12 protein-coding genes and 1 pseudogene are annotated in these 16,518 nt (G+C 47.7%); all 13 read right to left on the bottom strand.

The genetic code is table 11. The annotated features are described in order from the left end of the window. Window positions 1-496 precede the first annotated feature (496 nt). Entirely contained in the window at window positions 497-1,390 is an 894-nt protein-coding gene (locus tag CLV31_RS00070; RefSeq protein ID WP_111390839.1) for an alpha/beta hydrolase, read from the bottom strand. A gap of 815 nt (window positions 1,391-2,205) precedes the next feature. Further along, window positions 2,206-2,613 carry a hypothetical protein gene (locus tag CLV31_RS00065; RefSeq protein WP_111390838.1) on the bottom strand — a complete coding sequence of 136 codons (408 nt, stop codon included), beginning with the start codon at window positions 2,611-2,613 and terminating at the stop codon, window positions 2,206-2,208. Beyond that, the gene (locus CLV31_RS00060) at window positions 2,598-4,052 is read right to left on the bottom strand and encodes a SusD/RagB family nutrient-binding outer membrane lipoprotein (RefSeq protein ID WP_111390837.1); all 1,455 of its coding nucleotides are present in this window, start codon (window positions 4,050-4,052) and stop codon (window positions 2,598-2,600) included. The genes CLV31_RS00065 and CLV31_RS00060 overlap by 16 nt, the downstream gene beginning before the upstream one ends. A gap of 1 nt (window position 4,053) precedes the next feature. Next, window positions 4,054-7,275: a SusC/RagA family TonB-linked outer membrane protein gene (locus CLV31_RS00055; RefSeq protein WP_111390836.1), complete on the bottom strand. Its 3,222-nt coding sequence runs from the start codon at window positions 7,273-7,275 to the stop codon at window positions 4,054-4,056. A 198-nt stretch (window positions 7,276-7,473) separates the two neighbouring features. Continuing rightward, entirely contained in the window at window positions 7,474-8,178 is a 705-nt protein-coding gene (locus tag CLV31_RS00050) for a TIGR04282 family arsenosugar biosynthesis glycosyltransferase (protein WP_111390835.1), read from the bottom strand. A 44-nt stretch (window positions 8,179-8,222) separates the two neighbouring features. Continuing rightward, window positions 8,223-9,173 carry a radical SAM protein gene (locus CLV31_RS00045; protein WP_111390834.1) on the bottom strand — a complete coding sequence of 317 codons (951 nt, stop codon included), beginning with the start codon at window positions 9,171-9,173 and terminating at the stop codon, window positions 8,223-8,225. A 21-nt stretch (window positions 9,174-9,194) separates the two neighbouring features. Further along, window positions 9,195-10,181, bottom strand: coding sequence for a phosphotransferase (locus tag CLV31_RS00040; RefSeq protein ID WP_111390833.1), 987 nt, complete (start codon window positions 10,179-10,181; stop codon window positions 9,195-9,197). A gap of 3 nt (window positions 10,182-10,184) precedes the next feature. Continuing rightward, window positions 10,185-11,105 carry a nucleoside hydrolase gene (locus CLV31_RS00035; protein WP_111390832.1) on the bottom strand — a complete coding sequence of 307 codons (921 nt, stop codon included), beginning with the start codon at window positions 11,103-11,105 and terminating at the stop codon, window positions 10,185-10,187. 1 nt (window position 11,106) lies between these two features. Then, window positions 11,107-11,838, bottom strand: a complete 732-nt coding sequence (locus CLV31_RS00030) for an ABC transporter ATP-binding protein (RefSeq protein WP_111390831.1) — start codon at window positions 11,836-11,838, stop codon at window positions 11,107-11,109. Then, window positions 11,838-12,608: an ABC transporter permease gene (locus CLV31_RS00025; protein WP_111390830.1), complete on the bottom strand. Its 771-nt coding sequence runs from the start codon at window positions 12,606-12,608 to the stop codon at window positions 11,838-11,840. The genes CLV31_RS00030 and CLV31_RS00025 overlap by 1 nt, the downstream gene beginning before the upstream one ends. Continuing rightward, window positions 12,601-13,449, bottom strand: coding sequence for an ABC transporter permease subunit (locus CLV31_RS00020; protein ID WP_111390829.1), 849 nt, complete (start codon window positions 13,447-13,449; stop codon window positions 12,601-12,603). Before CLV31_RS00020 ends, CLV31_RS00025 begins: the two co-directional genes overlap by 8 nt. Further along, a complete protein-coding gene (locus CLV31_RS00015) occupies window positions 13,439-14,656 on the bottom strand; it encodes an ABC transporter substrate-binding protein (protein ID WP_111390828.1) in 1,218 nt (405 codons plus the stop codon). Before CLV31_RS00015 ends, CLV31_RS00020 begins: the two co-directional genes overlap by 11 nt. A 1,622-nt stretch (window positions 14,657-16,278) precedes the next feature. Continuing rightward, window positions 16,279-16,518: pseudogene (locus tag CLV31_RS21760) on the bottom strand (hypothetical protein); the annotation flags it as partial.

Genomic DNA, 16,518 nt, shown 5'->3' with positions numbered 1-16,518 from the left:
CGGGAATACGACCCGGGGAAGGTAGTTTGCCGTGAGTGAGGACACTCACGGAGGCGAAGGACACCCGGAGCATTAAGTGAGAACACTCACAGCGGCGAAGATCAGAGGGTTAGCTCTTTCAGAACTTCACTCCTTTATTCTTCGATTGAGCTTTTCAAGGTCGCTAAGAAAAAAAGCTGAAGCTTTTTTTGAGTTACAGGGAGCGGCCTTGGTTAGTCGTAAATTGTAAGGAGTAAGTGGTTGTCCAGTTGTCGGGTTGTCAGCTTCGCGCCCGCCTCCGGGAGGGCAGGTTGTCCGGTTGCCTGTGCTGAGCCTAGTCGAAGCAACGGGTTGTCAGGTTGTCCTGTTGTCCAGTTGTCGAGTTGTCCAGTTTTCGGGTTGGCGACAGATGGGGTCCAGCTTCTGGAGAAGCTGGATAACCGTTGTCTGCTGTGAGTGGTGAAACTCACAGCAGCGAAAAATCAGTCCCGGCAATTGGGACAGGCCTGAAGTCCAATTAATTGATAATTAAAAAGTTTGATAATGAGTAGATATCCATGGCACAATGCCCCCCATACATTGGATGCCATTGGGTCTTCACTCCTTTCGAAACTGCCAGGTTGGCCAGCGCTTCGGAACCCTCATAGTTGCCAAACTTATCATAAAGTCCACAAGACAGGTAGAGTTCGGGGTATTGACTATTGGCTTTTTTGATTAATTCAATCGGTGAAATATTCTTCCATTCTTGCTCATTTGATATATATTTTTTAGCCATCAAGTAAATTCCAAGTGCCACTTTGGGGTCAGCTCCTGTACGTTTCATTGCTGCCATTATTTTATCTAAATCTGAAAATGGAGAGTCTAAATAAACACCCGGACATAATGATGCCACTCTGGAGAACAATTCGGGATGACTAAGTCCTAAGATTAAAACATTGAGTCCGCCCATGGACTCGCCGATTAAAATTCTGTTTCTGGGTTTGCCGATTTTGGACTCAATAAACGGTAGATTGGAAATGAAGTCATCCATTAAGCCACTTTCTTCTTTAGAATTTTTAGCTGTAAGTAACCATTCAGGACCATAGGAAATTAAAACAACTGTGGGAGGTTTTAATTCTGTTTTTTGCCAATGGGACTGAATTAAAGCCGTAAAATAGGTGTCATCATTCCAGATGGTATGATCCAGGTTTCTTCCGTGAAAATGGTAAATGACATCTTGATTAACCCCATTGCTTGCTCTGTATATAGAAAAATTCAATTTTCCTTTTGTAAACGTTTCCGATTTTGATGGAATGAAGCTGACTTTCTGCACTCCATAAGGACTTGTTAGTTTTCCCCAAGCCCAATAAAACCCCAGAATAGCGGCTAAAAAGGCACAACAGATGATGATTTGTCTTTTTGAAATATTCATGATGTCAAAAATTCAGGCTAAAGTTTAAAACGCCTGCCTTTAATCCAAAATTAAAAAGCGGATTTTCTTCTAAAGCAGTATACCGATTCAGCAGACAGTACAAATCCCGTTAAAGCGATAAGATTTTACATCCTGGTCGGCCTGGGCCTTATTGGGGTTTTGCCACAGGAAAAAGGCAAACTGATTATACGCCATTCTGCCAGTTGACGAATATTCCACTGATTTTGGGCTGGAAGACCGAAGACCGAAGATTCCCAAAGACATGGCGTTACCTTGGTCTTCTGACCTTTAGAAATGCTACTGGCAAGATTCCGTATATTCATTGAAGGCAATCTGATAATACGCCATTCTTCCAGTTGACGAATATTCCTCTGATTTTGGGCTGGGAGACCGTAGACGGAAGACCGAAGAAGTCCATGAATTGGAATTTACCAGTTAATTTAAGCTTCTAACTTGACTACTGGCAAAGTTCCGTATAATCTTTAAAGGCAATTTTTAAAGTCACCCCTCCTAATGTTACTGGCAAAAAATAAAATATGTGTATCCGGAACAATGCACGTAAGTCTCGAATAGCGAATTTTCCTTTATGAAAAATCCCCCTAGCCCCCTTAGAAAGGGGGAATCCGCCTATTTGGAACCACAAAACCTAATTTAAATCGGTAACGTGCAAGCATGCGGATACACATAAAATAAAAAAAGCCTTTTCTCTCCTCAGCTTTTAGCAATCGCCTAAGCAACGAGAAAGAAAGGCTTTTGCCAATCGGACACTACCCCGAAGAAAAGGCTGGGGGGTAGTCTACGCGCAACAGGTGGACTTAGAATTCCCCTGAAATCAATTCAGCTTCCAAGCTTGTCAACCGGTTCATCAAATCCTCAAGACCTACCCCATTCCAGTCCGAGGCTCCCAAAATCACTTCCAAGCCTTTTCCTCGGTCCAGCAATACCGAGGGAAGGGGAATCGTTTTCCCCGGAAAGGCTTCTTCCCATTCATCCTTATGAAGGAATATCATGTGTAGCCTGCTTTTTTCCCGAAACTCTTTCCAAGCCGGCCGGATTTTACTCACTCCATACGTAATATCACAGAGTTGGCAAGGGTAGGTTTTCGGTGAAATGACCTTGTGAAGCATATCCAGGTAAGCATTAAACTTACCTGAATTTGCATTGTAGATAAAATATACTGTCGGTGTACCCGGATCTACCGGGTCGCTTATTTTTCCCACCATACTTTAGAATTGATATCGTCTCCACCCATGCGGGTCACTGCTGCCTGATAGTTTTCCCGATTAACGGCTTGCTCGGATTCCGGGTAAAAATACCTAACCGGATATTTTCCCTCATTCAGATTGTCGGGGCCAGGCTTAAGCGCCGGGATACCGGTCCGTCTGACTTGAAACCAGGCCTCATGCCCATTATTGATCAAGGAAAGCCACTTTTGGGTTAATATTTTTTCCAGATTCCTGTCCCCATTCAAGGCCACTGAAGCTTGACTCAGGTAGGAAGGGGGTAATTCGGCCCGTAAGTATTGGAAATGGGCCCGGATTCCAGCCTCATAATAGGCGGAAGCATTGCCTTGGATCAAGCCTCGTTCGACCGCCTCAGCCAGGGAGAACTGGAGCTCGGAATAAAGCATATATTGCGCATCTACGCCATTGGGAACATCCCTGAAAATCGCTCCAAATAGCGAAACATCATTCAGATTGATCCCCCGTTCATTGATCGTTTCCCGATTGAGGCCATTTTGCAGGCCTTTAAACTGGGGATTGCCCGCCGTGACACTGGCTGCGGTAGGTTTGTACAAAATGTTTTGCCGGGGATCATTCCAAAGTCGCAGGACAGAATCTACCGTCAAGGTCATCCGATGCTCCTGATAAAGTCCCAAAGCGGCCTGAGACATGGGCCATTGATTGGGAGCAGAGGTCAGATAAGGCACCACTGCATTGTCCCCATTTCCCCGCATCAAATCCCCTGAATCAGCCAATTGCTGCATCTCTGAGAAATTTGATAGCCGCTTACTGATCCTCAATAGAAATCTGAAGCGGAGTGAGTTGGCAAATCTCCTCCACTTATTCAGGTCATTGCCAAACATCATATCTCCCTGAATTCGGGAATTGGTAGCGGCTAGGGTTTCACTGGCTTTGCGTAAGGTGGCAAGAATGCCCTGCTGAGGATCTGTATAGATCGACTCCTGCGTGTCATAGGCTGGAGCAAAATTCCCTTCTCCAGCTTTGATGGCATCTGTATAAGGCACATCACCCCACATATCGGTCAGTTGGGAGAAAAGGTACGCACGAAGAATATCGGCAACCGCCTGGTAGGCCTCGTTGGTTCCGGGGCTTTTTTTGATACTTTCCAGATCATTGATCAGGCGATAAGTTCCGTTCCAATATCCGGCATTACTGCCCATCTCGTATCGGTCGATCCGCTCAAATTCCACACTGGCTGCAAATTGGGCCAAGTAGTTGGCCAACCTAAACCCCTGCTCATAAGTATTTCGATCCGCAGCTACCGAGATGACATTTGAAAGCAAAAACTGCGGTCCAATCTGTTCGGGTGCATTTGGATTTTCATTGATTTCTTCAAAACCTTCCGTACAGGCTGCTCCCATCAGGATCAAGGCCAACAGGAAAGGAAAGGTAAATCGATTGAGGTATGACTTGTTCATATTAAAATTCGGTTTTGATGCTGAATCCAAAACTTCGGGTAGAAGGATAGGACATATCCTCCACGCCATAGGTCAATCGCTGACCTTGCATGGCATTGAGTTCGGGGTCAAAGTGAGGATTTTCTGTAAATAATAGCAGATTGCTTCCCACGACGCCCACTTTCACCTGCTCGAATCCTATCCGTGAAATCCAAGCTTCAGGCAGGGAATAATAAATGCTCAGCTGCCTAAGTTTGAGATAACTGGCATCGTACAGCGCACTGGCTTCATTGCCTCGGTCAAAGAAATTGTTGTAAAAGCTTGAAGCTGAGACCACCGTGGTATTGGGTGCATATTGCGGATTTTCGGCGGTGCCCACATTGACTACACCCTGACCTACAATCCCTGTCTCCCGTCCTTCCAAGGTTTCGGTCAACACCCCCGAAGTGGAACCCAAGGCGCGGGTTCGGCTCACAATCGTACCCCCTTGCCTCCAATCCCAAACCATTCCGACCTGAAGTCTTTTGAAGCTCAACTGATTGGTGAATCCCAGGAAGAAATCCGGATTGTAATTTCCCAATAACCGAAGCGTAGCATCCTGGATCGGAAGTCCATTGGAGCCATAAAGCACCTGTCCTTCTACCATTCTGAATCCCGTTCCGAACATATCCCCTATTCGACCATTTTCGCGAGCGATATAAAAGACGGTGTTGGACCCTCCGGATCCTGCAAATACGCTAGCCTCACCGGTCACGTATTGGGTCACTCCCTCGGGAAGCTGAGTCACCACACTTCGATACGTGGAGAAATTAACTCCCATGGTCCATTCCAGGTCCTTTTTGGAGATCACCGATCCCGAAATTGCCGCTTCCAGTCCACGGGTTCTTACTTCTCCCCCATTTTCAATTCGGTTACTAAATCCCGAAGCTGTGGAAATCGGTCTTCCGATGATCTGATTGATGGAGGTATTTTGGTAAGCTGAGACATCGAGCATCATCCGATTTTTGAACCAACCCAAATTCAATCCTGCCTCCAGCGCGTTCAGGCGCTCGGGTTTCAATTGGGGGTTATTGAGTACCGTACGATTGGTCACCCGAATAAACGACCCATAGTTTTGATTGAATTGAAAGGTATTATTGAGCTGATAGGGATCCGTGTCATTGCCGACACTCGCGGCATTGAAGCGAATAGCGGCATAAGACCATTTCTTGGGCAGCTGGATCGCTTCTGACAGCACATAATTCACCCCTCCGGAATAATAGGCAAAGGAATTATCGGATGCCGGTAAGGTCGAGGACCAATCGTTTCGGAAGGTCAGTTCGATAAACAACTGATCTTTGAAAGCCAGGTTACCAAACGAATACAGGGAGTTGATTCTTTTGGAAAATTCTTGGGAAGCTCCACGCAACGGAACTCTGGAATTTTCCAAGTTGTAGATTCCCGGAAGTGCCAGTTGATTGGCTTCCGTGTAGGCATTGGAGATTTCCTGATTCATGCGATTGGCACCGGCGGAGAGGCTATAAGTCCACTGACTACCCAAGCGGTCGGCATAGGAAAGCAAAAAGTCCGTGTTGATTTCCTGAAAGCTGATTTGATCCTCCCGATACCCGCCAAAAACCCGTCTGTTGGTGCTAAACGCCCGGCGGAAAGTCCGCTTGTCATCGAAAATATCAGCACCCAGGCGAACCCTTAGACTCAACTTGTCTGTGAAATCATAGGTAGCTGAGGCATTGCCCAAGAAGCGGTTTTTATCGAAGCCATTGGTATTTTCGAAAAGCGTGAGATAGGGATTGGTCGTCCAGAGGTAATTGAAATCATAATGCTGAATGCCTTCCTGACCGGCCTGCCAATAATCCCTGAGAGAGGCGATATTGAAGTTTCTTCCGGTCCAATTGAATCCGTACATCACATTTTCATAGCCATAGCCCAGATTAGGCCGATTGTTACTTCTGCTGTTGACATAGTTGGAAAACAAGTCGAATCGCAATCGATCGGTAAGCTGTCTGTCCAAACTGAGGGAAATCCCGTCTCGCATCAGGTCGGTATTGGGTAAAATCCCCTGATTTCTGAAATTGGTATAACCTGCACGAAATCCGCCTTTTTCATCTCCTGCGCTCAGGGCAATGGCTTGCTGAGAAGTGACTCCGGTTCGGAAAAAATCCCTCACGTTGTTGGGTCTTGAAATCCAAGGGGTAGGCGTGATGGGGGTAAAGGTTCCGTTGGGAAAAGTCCGGCTGAGTACATCTCCAGCTCTTACCGGGTTTCCATCAATATCTACCGATGGGCTGTCAAACTGTGCGATCAACTGTCCCTGATTCAATCGGGGGCCAAAACTGCTGATTCCGCCATCGTTGATCCCTGCGCCGATTCCATTCTGAAAAGCATATTGACCATTGGTACCTCCACCGTATTCATTCTGGTAGTCAGGCAGGGTAAGCAAGTCTTCAAAAGTCACCATAGAACTGGTCGAAACGCCCAATCCCCTGTTTTTTCTCCCTTTTTTGGTGGTAATCAAGACCACCCCATTGGCCCCGCGCGTACCGTAAAGCGCTGCCGAACCGGGTCCTTTGAGGATGGTGATGGATGCGATATCTTCCGGACTAAGGTCGGCTGCACCATTTCCATAGTCCACTTCCTGAATATTGGCTCCGTCATTGAAGAGTACCGAGGCGATCAGGTTATTTTGAATCGGCACCCCGTCCACAACGATGAGGGCCTCGTTATTTCCGGAAAGGGAATTTTCACCCCGAATAATAATTCTCGAAGACGATCCCACCCCTGAAGAGCCATTGGTCACTTGTACCCCGGCCACCTGTCCTGCAAGGGCATTGATCAGGTTGGGCTGTGGCACATCGCTAAGGGTCCGATTATCGACCACAGAAACTGCCGAAGTGAGCGACTGCCTATTTCGCTCGATTCCCAATGCGGTAACCAAGACCTCATTGAGCTCGGAGGTGGATTCGGAGAGTATGATTTGGGAAATATCCGAGCTAACCGTGACTTCCACCTGATAGGTTTGAAATCCGATAAAACTAACCCGAAGGGTAAACGGGACTTTTTCAGCGCGAAAGGTGAACTTCCCTTCTGCGTCGGTGATACTGATATTTCGGGTCCCCAATTCGGTCAAGGTAGCACCGGGGATGGGAAGACCTTGGGTATCCACCACTTTGCCGGTGAACGTAGCTCCTTGGGCAAAAACGGCACCTGTCACCAGGACCATTATCCAAGTAAATAGTAGCTTCATAAGTATTGTTCTAAGCGTTAAGGATATGACTCGAAATCGTTGATCTCGGAATCAGAAATGATTGAAGAGTGGTAAACTAAAAGTTGAAATTTGTTCCTTTTCCACACACCCAAATCCTGCTCTACATGATCAAGCATGAGGATATTTTGGAAAAAGTATCCTTCCAACAGTTACCCGGATTACCCGAAAAGCTCGGGTTCAATCCAAACAAAGGTGGTTTTGTGGGGGTGCCCTTCGAGGGCCGGCAAATAAAAGTAGGGAGCTAAACCGCTGGCATGTCCCGTGAAACTCAATTTTTGCCAAACTTTTCAGCAAGGCTTTCAGAAATTTTCTAAAAGTAAGGTCTAGCGCCTGAGTCATCGAATCAGCCAAGGACTCAGCCGTATCAATGTCTACCAAGTACTCCAGGCAAGTGACTGGACTTGTCTTGGCAAACAGCTGAAGCAAAGCCTCGTGCAGGCGGTCAGTTCTCCAGGGCAAGGAGGCAAAAGATTTTTCCTCAAAAGCTGATTTAGACAGGGCTATCAGGTAGTCTCCCCCATCTCGGGATGGACCAAAAACTGTCTGCCCACTATCCAAACCCTCTTTTGCCTGAAGAATATGATGTTCGCTGAGCGCGGGAATATCATTTCCGACTGAGATTACCTGATCATAACCAAGGCTGAAGATCTGAGTGAAGGCTGCCGCATAGCGCTCTCCAAAGGTGGTCCCGGGCTGCTGATGGTCATAGATAATCAGCGTGGGCAGGCCGGTTTTGCCTGCTACTGATTGGATTCGTCCCTCCAGTCGATCAAAAAGTGTAACAGCGGCCTGCTGATTTCTGCTCCCAAAGACCTGCTTATCCCTTGCCTGCCGACTCGGGGCCAGGGAATAAATCATGACTAAGGTACGGGTGGTTTGCATGGAGCAATAAACGAGGAAAGAATTCGGATTGGATGTCGGGAAGCTTACAAAACTTCGGAAGATTTTGCGGATAAACTGGCCATATCAAAATGCTTGGTGAAAAACTCATCGCACCAAAGACAGACGTTTTGCAAAGCCTCAGCGCGCTGCCGTCCATATTCCGTCGAAATACCGATGCTTTCTCCGATTCCGTAAATATCACCTTCATTGAGCTTTTTCATCACCGGGGAATCTGCAACCCGCCTGAGGATGGCTGAGACTTTTTCTACCCTGGCATCTCCTAAGGGATCTTTAGTTCCCGGGCAGCAGGGGTTGACTTGCCAGAGTTGAATGGAAATTTCCTGGACCATATCCACCTCCGGGTTTCCCAGAAAGGCAATAGCACCGGAAGGAATCTTGCAAAAATTATGGGTTCCATCTTTTTTCCAGATATCATGCTTCATGGCTCGACCTCTCGCCCAATTGCCACCTAACCACATATCTTCCGTGGCTCCAAAGAAGCTATAGGTCAATTCATCCCGGGTTTGGCTGTTGAGCTCAGACTTGCTAAGCACGGGCTGCCCCTGCATGTATCGGATACCAAAAGATTCAAAGAGCGCGGAGAGTTCCTCCTTTCGCTTGCCTTCATTTTTATGGTATCGATCTATACTTGCTATGGAAAATCGGTCCACTCCCTTTTCGATCAGGGTCTGCAAAATTTCCGGAGTGAGCAAATCCCCGTTGAATTGCAAAGCGATGTATAGCCGGTTTTGGTACTTTTCCCTTAGCCCATCCAAAATCCGGTACAGTTTTTTCTTTTCTGCCAAAGGCTCTCCTCCACTCAGGGTAAGCCTTTCCAATCGATCGGGCAGATTGGCGATAATGGCTATACAGTCCTCCTCGGTGATTTTGGCACCTTTTGGTCCGCTGTTGTTGTAGCAATGGATACACTGGTCATTGCAGAGCTGGGTAAAAACCCAATAAATCCGCTCGATTTGGTCAAAGTCTTTTTCCATGGGCTGAGCCGTTTTGGCGATTTACGAAGTCAAAGTCCGGGTGGCTTGATCCATCAGAGAAATTCTTTCCTCCAGGCTCAGCGTGAGCGGCAATTGGGCAAGTCCTATCAAGCGTCGGAGCACCTCCACCGCTGCAAAACTTTGGGCCAAGCCTTCGTCCAAAGGAGACTTTTGACGATAATAGCCCAAAACAAAATCCTGAATAGCTTCGGATTGGGCACTTAACTTCAAGTGGGCCAGCATCACGCCCAGTTCAAATTCCCTTGGGCCGAAAAAACAAAATTCAGGATCAATGATCCGAATCCCATTGGGTGTCTGTAGCCAACTTCCCGGAAAATAATCTCCATGTAGCAGGCAGGGGCCATCTGCCAAATACTGTACTCCCAATGCTTTTACCCGATTTTTCAATTGAGCATGTTGGCGTAAGGGAGCCGCACTTTTTTCCAATCCGGGCAGGATCTGATCCAGATCCAAGCCGTTTCCATTGACAAAGGGGTAATGAAAAATATGCTCGTGATTGAGCGTTCGCATAGCTCGATTGGTGATGCGCTCCGCTTCGGGAAGGTCTTGAAAGGAATCGTGTAGGACAAGTATAAAATCCAGCAATCCGCTCAGCTCCTCGGCAGAAAGTTGCTTGTTTCCGGCATACATCCCCGTAAAATCCGAACCCACTCCCAGGTCTTCCAGCTGAAGGACAGACTGCTCCTGATCTATTGCCAAGAGTTGGGGCGTGCGGGCGGACAATGCCGGAATACGGGCAGTAAGTCCATAAAATTCTCCCTCTCGCAACACCCGGTCAGCCGGAGCAGGCACTTGGGGAAATTTCTCCACATAGGGTCGACTTTGCTTGAGGATAAAGGTGCGACGGTTGGTCTTGACCCGAATCGTGAAATTCATATTTCCTGCGCCGGGAACTTCGGTTTGCTGAACCTCTTCCTCAGGGAAAAGCCAGTTTTTTTCAACAAGAAATTGCTGGACTGAAATGGGGTCTAATGAAAGGCTAAACATGGGTCATTGGAAGGTTTGAAGGAGACGCTGATGATAGTCCGGAACCACATCGTAACAATACTTAACCGGATACTGCCCAACATCCCGACAAAGCAAATAGGATTTGAACTGTCTTCTGGGATTATCCAGCAGGGTATCGTCGAGGTGGATTTCCAGAGAGGCAAGCCGGGGTTCGGAGATAATGTCATCCGGAGCGATCAGGTAGTGAGAGGCCAACACATCAAAAGGATTGAATCCTGTGGCTCCCTGCTCGATCCATTGTCCAAGCCATGGACGGGATTCCGAGGCCAGCCATTGCGTGGCGGGATCCAATTGATCCATATTTTTAAGGTCCTCCTCCGTAATCCAGACCTTGCTGGAGATTTCAAATGGGCAAAGTGTGATCGGAACTTTGGCCTCAAACATAATCCGGAAGGCGTCATTGTCCAGGTCAAAATTGAGGTCTTGAGCCCTTCTGCCCTGATTGCCGATGGAGAAGTAATCGGTCTCTTTTCTTCGTCCTGCAACGAGGACCACTTCCAATATTTGGCCGGCAAGTTCGGGATAACGAAGTAAAAGCAAGCCCACATTGGTAGCCGGGCCAATGGCCATGATGTGCATTTTTTCCTTTTTAAGGGCGGCCGCCAGGGCCTCCACCGCATCATTGGTCTGCACATTAGCCAGCTGAATGGCTTCTCCAGCCCCTTTGAATACGCCATATTTCCCACCTGCAAAGTCACGGTTCATCTGCTCGCAAAGCATAAAGGCATTGTCAATGGTGGTATTCCCAAACACCGCGCTGATACCTGTGATTTCGATTTGGTCGGATTTCATCAACTGCAAAACGGCATATCCGTCGTCCACATCACAATAACCCGGACGGCGGTGTCTGATCATGCCAACTGACAGATCGGTGTCGATCCATACTTTTTTCTTAGGGTGCATATCAATAGTTAGGTTTTAACAAGGATTCCCAAAACTCGATTTCCGATCTGACTCCGGTCCCGGGATCGAGTAAAAAATCCTGTTTATCAGGGTAAACTTGAAGACTTCCTTTTTTCATCAGCCCGATATCATCGCCCATCAGGATCGCCTCCTTGAGGTCATGGGTGACAAAAAGCGAGGTAATCCCATAGAGAGCGGTAAGCTCTTTAAACAACTCCTGCATCCGCTGACGAGTCCCTACATCCAGACTTCCAAAGGGCTCGTCGAGGAGCAAAAGTCGTGGATTAGTGATGATCGCCCGGCCAAAAGATACCCGCTGACGCTGACCTCCGGAGAGCTGATGGGGCATCTTGTCCCCTTGGCCTTGCAGTTCGAGTCGCTGGATCATCAGGTCCACCTGCTCCTTGATGTCGGAGGCAGGGATTTTTTGGAGTTTTAGTCCAAAACCGATATTTCCCCGGACGCTCAGATGAGGAAAAAGCAAATCTTCCTGGTAGAGGTAGACTATTTTTCGCTCGGCGGGAGTTTTGCCGGACATGTCCTCCCCATTCACCCGGATACTTCCCTGATCGGCAGTTTCCAGACCGGCAATCAGCTTGAGCAAGGTAGTCTTGCCACAACCCGACTTCCCCAAAATGCTCAGGGTGCGGTGTTGATCCAAAGACAGGGAAAGCCGGTCTACGATCAAGTCATTTTGGAAGGATTTGGAGAGCTGTTTGATTTCAAGAAACATCAGACCAGGCGGTTATAGACAAATCGTTTATTCAAATACAACAGGAGAACAGGAGGCCAGACCAAGAGGCAACAGGCAATGGCTCCGTAGTAGAAATTGGCTTCCTTGATATATAAAAAGACTTTGACTGTTAATGTTTGAACTTTTCCCACTCCCACCAGTGCCGTGAGCCCGTATTCAAACCAGGAAATCAAAAAAGTCTGAAAAAAGCAGACCAGAATCATCCCTTTGGCCAAAGGCAAAATCACCTGGACAAATGCCTGTCGGGATGAGCCTCCCAAGGTAAGTACCAGTTGTTCAAACTGTCTCGTGCGATGATTCCAAAAGGCCTGAAAAAAGATGACCGAATAGGGAAATGCGACCAAATATTGCCCCAAAACCACACCTTGCCAAGTACCCGAAAGACCGGATTTGAGGAAAAAGAAGTTCAGACAAGCGGCCAATACGACCGGAGAAAGCATGTAGGGAAAATAGGCCAAAACTAGCCAGGTTTCCTTTTGGGAATGGTAGGCGATGGATTTGCTCCAGATAAATCCCGTACCCGTTCCCAAGGTTGCCACGAGTAAAGAAATACCCAGGGAGGAAGCGAAACTAATACCCATGCCGGACTCGGAGGTTAGGACTTCTTTCCAGTTTTTCAGGCCAAAATAGCCGGGCAACACCTCCGGAAAAAACCACTCTCCCGAAAATGACAGCATGGCCAAAAAGGCAAATGGAAATAGAATCCCCAGTCCCAAACCCGACAGGACAATGTACCTGAGCTTATTCATGAACCTGAACCTCCCTTCTACGGAAAACCAGCAAAGCCGCGATGGCAATGACTACCGTGTAGGCTACTGCCACCACATATCCCTCCGGGATCAATTTGAGATCAAACTGCTTCAATTCCCGGATGATCAACACCGAAAGCATCTGGGGAGACTCCTGCCCGAGGACCAGAGGAATCTCATACGAGCCCAACAGGAAAATGAAATACAAAATCATGATCCGTTTGGTTTTGGAAAAGAGAATGGGCAAAGTCACCTGCCAAAATACCTGTTTGCCATGGGCACCGAGGGAATAGGCTAAGGTGGAAAGCTCAGCTATGCGTTCGTTTTGATACACATTTGAAAAAAGGATCACGAAAAACGGGGAAACGATCAGGACGAAAGTCAGGATAATCCCAATCCCATAGCTGTCATTGATCCAATCCGGAAACTCTTGCAGCCTGTCAATCCAGCCGAGTTTCATGGAAATACGGGAGAAAAATCCGGCTTTGGACAGGAGCTGAATTGACAAAAAACTGGCCACCATACCGGGAATCGCCAAGGGAAAGTACAGCAGCAAACTCCAAAACCGATGTTGCAGGGAAGTCCGCAGCCCCATACTGATCCATAAAGCCAAAGTCACCGAGAGCACTACTCCGGTACCGGCCAACAAGGCACTGTAAAGAAAAGAACCCAAAAGCTCACCGGACTGAAGCACCTGATGCCAATACGCAAGACTTACCCCTTCGCTCAAAATCCCAACGATACCCAGACTGTACAGCAGGGCGTAGACCAGTGCCGCTGCAAAGGGTAAAAGTCCCAGCAGGAAGAAAAAAAGAAGTCCGAATGCGGGTTTACTTTTCAATGACGTATTTTCTAAAATCTTCAAATAAGCGAAGCATGTACTCCGGGGCAGGTTCTTGGATGGAATAGGGCTCTAAAGATTGCATGGTCGGTCCATATTGCCGCTTTGTAGCCTGCTCAAATTTTTGTCTCCACTCCTCAGGCAAACGATTGATCTCCAGCACAGTATTGGAATTCATGCCCTTCACATCCATTTTGACCAGTTGAGCTTCGGGGGAAAGCATGAAATTAATGACCTGAAGAGCCCCTGCCCGATTGGGGGAATTGTAGGTGATCCCGAGGTAGTTGGAGTTGTGAACGGTTCCGTTTTTCCAGGCATAGCCTCGGGTGGAGGTAGGAAAAAGTCCCTGAAGCACCTTGTCTTCGATTCCCCCTTCATTGAACCCATAGGAAATCAGCAATTCTCCGGAAGCAAACATTTGGTCCATTTTGGTATGCTCCCGAGGGAAAGTTTCGCCATTTTTCCAGAAATACGGCTTATGAGCATTGATCCAATCCCAAAGTTGGGTGGCGAGCGTTTGGTATTTTTGTTCGTCAAAAGGCCCATTGAGGCTACCCGGTGAGCTCCCGAGTTCGGCCAGCATGGATTTGAGCATACTCATCCCGCTGAAATCGTTGGAAATGGTAAATGTCCCGGGCTGGCTTTTTACAAACCGGCTGAGCTCATCGAGCGTCCGGGGTGGTCTCGGAAGCTTGATGCTATCATAGACCAAGGCAAATTGGGTGTTGCCCCAGGGGGCCTCCATCCCATTGATCGGCTGTTGGAAATCAATCCCGATATAGGGATCTTCAAAATCGATGTATTGTGCATTTGGGAGCTGCTCCGCAAAAGGCCCCCAAAGCCCATCGATCTGTCTGAGCTGAAAAAAAGTCTCCCCATTGATCCAGACGATATCTACCTGACCGGAATTCACTCCCGCTTGCTTTTCTCCCATGAGCAGTTGGACGATTTCAGGACCTTGGCCACCGGAAATTTTCAGATCGATCCCGAATCGCTTTTTGACCTCGGGAATGAGGAAGGAATTGATGTATTTATTGACTGCAGGTGAACCCTGCCACATCATAAAATGAACGGTGGTATTGCGACTGAGGCTATCGATGGAATTCCAGTCCGAGAGGTCGATTTCGCTGGAAGATTTTTGCTCAGTGCAAGCGGTATAAAACAAAACAAGGGTAAAAATCAGGCTAAGGAACGCGAAACGCTTCATGGAGGAATCTGTGATGGGGAAAGTTTTCTTGGTTGAATGCTGAGTTAGCAAGGTAAGATGGATTCGGCAATTGATTTTCATCCATGGTTCAGAAATACGAACCGAACGAAAAAGTGGATTGAAAAAGGGTTTAAAAAAGTAATGACCAGATTTGCCAAGGAAGTCCGTTTTCGATTGAGTTTGGGAGGTATGGGAATTGGGGGGTAAGGAAGGATGGGAGTTGGGAAGTTTGGAAGTTTGTGAGTGGTAAGCTGTGAAGCGTAAGTGGTTGTCCTGTTGCCTGTGCTGAGACTAGTCGAAGCATCGGGTTGTCGAGTTGTCCGGTTGTAAAGTTGTCGGGTTGTCCGGTTGTCCGGTTGTCGGGTTGTTGAAAGATGGGGTCCAGCTTCTGGAGAAGCAGGACAACAGGAGTATGAGAGTTTGGGGGTATGGAAGTTAGGAAGTAGGGAGGTTGTCGGGTTGTCCTGTTGTTGGGTTGTCCAGTTGTCGAAAGATAGAGTCCAGCTTCTGGAAAAGCAGGACAACTTGGCAGGTTGCCGTGAGTGGTGACACGCAAAGCGGGGAAAGCAGACTTGGTCCAAAGGAATATGGGATTGCAAATCCCTAAGTATAATAGGGTCGAATTTGTAATTCGACCCAGCGGGGGAATTTCCCAGCGCTACAGTCTGGCCCTGAGCTAAAAATGTCCACCCGGACATTTTCTTAACGGCTTGCCCTATCGCCCTCCGCGCCCACATCATTGTTTTTACGAATCGAAGCGAGATCTGATCCCAAAGGGATCAAACCTCTCAATAGCCCGGGGTTTCAACCCCGGGATTTAGATGAAATGTGTGATTTTGGGCGCTGGCGTAGGGTTATGGGTTGGAAAAAAAAAGTGGTTGCCAGCGCAATGAAACGGAGAGTTTGAATGTAAGGGAGTTGGGAAGTAAGGAGGTTTGGGAGTTGTGTCTCCCAGCCAGCACACCGGACAGGTACTATGATTTTTTAATGAAAGTCAACCTTTTTCCCCTTTTGAGATCACTCGGTGATTTTTCCTTTGTCACTTTTTGAGGCCAAAAAGGGACTGAGCGTAAATGATTAGCCCAGTGGGCTAATCTAGCGAAGGGCCGGGATGCAGGGGAGGAAAAGCCTTGACACAGTCCACCCTACAAGCCGGCTCCTCGCTAAATTAATCCACCGGATTAATTTTTGACGCTCGGCCCTCACCGCACAGGGCCGGACGCTGGCCCGCTCCTGCCTGCCGGCAAAGGCAGGGCTGTGTCTTCCCCGCGCGCCCACATCATTGTTTTTACGAATAAATAGGAAAACGCCTTTCTTTCGGCTCAAAAAACCGCCTGTATCAAAGGCCACGGGATCACGAGTAGGCTCTGGAATTGAGTGAATTTAGAAGCCGCTCTTTGGGAATATCGAGCCTAGAAATAGGGATTGCAAATCTCGAACAACGGGATTCGACCCAGCGGGGAAAATAGGCCCGGTGATCTAAAGGTTATTTTACATCAATAACAAAATCCTTCCCCTGATAGTCTTTTGTAATTTCTGAATGGGGGGTATTTCGATCCTGGGAGTATAAGTTCGCTTTCGAAATTCATTTGGCATTGGTTCAGTTACTCACCCGCTTAGTTTTAAAACTCCCATCGGGTGTACACTCCAAAGTTGTCCTTAGCCACTTTTTCCGGTCCGTATTGATCCCAATTTGCGCCTAATCCAAATCCTAAAGGCCCCTTTTTCAATCCCAAGCGCAGGTATAGAAAGGATCGGTTGTGTTGATTTTCTGCCAATCCCTGATTATAGACAAATTGGATCCGGCTGTATAAGGCCCAAGTCTCATTGATCGGCGGCTTAAACTCATACAATCCAAACAG

Origin of the sequence: Algoriphagus aquaeductus (assembly GCF_003253485.1) — a bacterium.
GTDB lineage: Bacteria > Bacteroidota > Bacteroidia > Cytophagales > Cyclobacteriaceae > Algoriphagus > Algoriphagus aquaeductus.
This window is presented reverse-complemented; position numbering and strand designations above follow the sequence as displayed.